This window comes from Streptomyces sp. NPDC018964 (genome assembly GCF_044390325.1).
In the GTDB taxonomy this organism is placed as follows: Bacteria; Actinomycetota; Actinomycetes; order Streptomycetales; family Streptomycetaceae; genus Streptomyces.
The window spans coordinates 1-2048 of the sequence record NZ_JBIRYZ010000066.1; the positions used below are offsets into that span (position 1 = coordinate 1).

General features: G+C 67.6%; 2 protein-coding genes. One reads left to right on the forward strand and one right to left on the reverse strand.

Features of this window, described 5'->3' with window-relative positions; all coding sequences use genetic code 11:
• Positions 1 to 24: 24 nt before the first annotated feature.
• Complete coding sequence (locus ACH5AO_RS37185; RefSeq protein ID WP_398932566.1) at positions 25 to 1263, reverse strand: IS701 family transposase; 1239 nt, start codon at positions 1261 to 1263, stop codon at positions 25 to 27.
• A 163-nt stretch (positions 1264 to 1426) separates the two neighbouring features.
• Here ACH5AO_RS37185 and ACH5AO_RS37190 point away from each other — a divergent pair, with 163 nt between their 5' ends.
• The gene (locus ACH5AO_RS37190; protein WP_398932564.1) at positions 1427 to 1927 is read left to right on the forward strand and encodes an SMI1/KNR4 family protein; all 501 of its coding nucleotides are present in this window, start codon (positions 1427 to 1429) and stop codon (positions 1925 to 1927) included.
• Positions 1928 to 2048 lie beyond the last annotated feature (121 nt).

Below are 2048 nucleotides of genomic sequence, written 5' to 3' on the forward strand. Positions count from 1 at the left end.
TACTCCAGCTGTAGATCGTGATCTTCATGTCTGGGATGCGGTTTGTCGTCGGTAATGGCTGGCTCGTGATCGTGCCTGGTGGCGGCGGCGCCAGGTGGACCAGCCGAGCCGGTGGGCCGGGCCGTGATCGGGTCGGACAGCGACGGTGATGAACAGGCGCTGGATTTCGTTGCAGGTCAGTGGAATCAGGTCGTCTGGTGTGGGTCGGTGTGCGTGTTCGTCGGCGCGGACGACAGCGAGGAAGGCGTGCGCGAGCATGGCGAGTGTGACCCAGCGGGTCCAGGAGGGGTAGCGGCGGACCTGGTGCTCGTCCAGCCCGGCCAGCCCCTTCTGGCTCTGGAAGGTTTCCTCCACTCGCCATCTGGAACCTGCGACCTTGACCAGGGTGGCCAGGGACGCCGACGTGGTGGTGTGGCAGCGGTAGTAGGCGAGTTCGCCGGTGGTGCGGTTGCGGCGGATCAGCAGCTGGTGGCGGCCCGGTGACGCTTCGGCGAGGTCGATGACGGCCCAGTCGTAGAACCGCTGCCCCTTCGCGCCGCGTCCGGCCGGGAGCTTCTGCCAGGCCCGGTTCGGTACCTTCTTCACCAGGGCGTCAGCACGGAACGTGCCTGCGCCGGTGGGCACTTCGGTCGAGCAGGCCACCGCGAGAACGTAGCCGATGCCGCGTTCCTCCAGCGCCGTCCGCAGTGTCGGGTTGCCGCCGTAGACCTCGTCCCCGGTGACCCAGCCGATGCGGTGTCCGGCGTCCAGGAACCGTTCGATCATCGCCCGGGCCAGGTCCGGCTTGGTCGCAAAGGCGGTGTCCTCGCCGAGCCCCGCCGCCCGGCAGCGGCCCGGGTCGCACGTCCAGGAGCGCGGGATGTACAGTTCCCGGTCCACCGCCGCGTGTCCCCGCTCGCCCGCGTAGACGAGGTAGACCGCGACCTGGGAGTTTTCGATCCGCCCCGCGGTGCCGGTGTACTGGCGCTGAACACCGGCGGTGTGGGTGCCCTTCTTCAGGTCCCCGGTCTCGTCGACGACCAGCACCGCATCCTCGTCGTGGAGGTGCTCGACGACGTATTCGCGCACGTCGTTGCGGACGGCATCGGCATCCCAGACCGCCCGGCACAGCAGATGCTGCATGCCGTGCGGGCCGGCCTCCCCGGCCCACTCCGCGATCGTCCAGCAGTTCTTCCGCGGCAGGTCCGACAGCAGACCCAGCACCAGCCGCCCGGCCCGGCGCCGGGGCTCAACCCGTTTGAATCGGCCCGCGATCCGCCCCATCAGGCCCTCGAACGCCTCCCGCCAGCGCGCGGGATCTATGCTGTGACCTGCGGCCACCGTCTCATCGTCAGTCCACACAACTCACAATGATCAACGGTGGCCGCAATCAGTTGCCTCGGGCAGCCCGGGCAAGCCGTCAGTGGCAGCTGCTACGAATGTCGGCATGACCGACGACGAGATCATCCACAGGATCCGAGAGCAGAATGCGGCTGGCGAGCTGCCACCACCTGCGTCGCCCGAGGCCGTGGCCGAGCTTGAGACCGCAGTGGGGCATCCGATGCCGCCGCTCCTCAAGCGGATCTATCTCGAAGTCGCCGACGGTGGGTTCGGCCGCTGGGGTGAGGCTTTGTCCCTTACCGACACGACCTACAGCTTCAGCGACAGCGGTCGGCTACTGGAGGAGTACCTGGGCTGGCGCGGAACCCCCAACCACCCGCCGTCTGTGGTACCGCTTCTGACGTGGGGCTGTGCGATCTGGTCCCTCGTCGACTACAGCACCCCAGAAGGCCGCATGTGGGGTTGGGATCCCAACGCACGATGCCCTGAACACGGGCACGCCCTGTTCCCCGAAAACCTCACACTGGCCGAACGGCTCTGCGGGTGGCTGGACGGACGCTCTGACTTTCCGGAGGCGCCCGCTGGCCCGTACTGCCCAGATTGTTGAAACCGCGGCACTGCCGTGCGACTGCATCCCGGTGGCCACTCTGCCAGGCATCCTTGCGCGCCTTACAGGTCAGCCGAAGCGACAAGCGCAACGAGCAAGATCTCGATCTACAGCTGGAGTA

Bases quoted from the DNA above. Each gene is read 5' to 3' on its own strand.
- ACH5AO_RS37190 (WP_398932564.1), top strand. From the start codon at position 1,427: ATGACCGACGACGAGATCATCCACAGGATCCGAGAGCAGAATGCGGCT.
- ACH5AO_RS37185 (WP_398932566.1), bottom strand. From the start codon at position 1,263: ATGGGGCGGATCGCGGGCCGATTCAAACGGGTTGAGCCCCGGCGCCGG.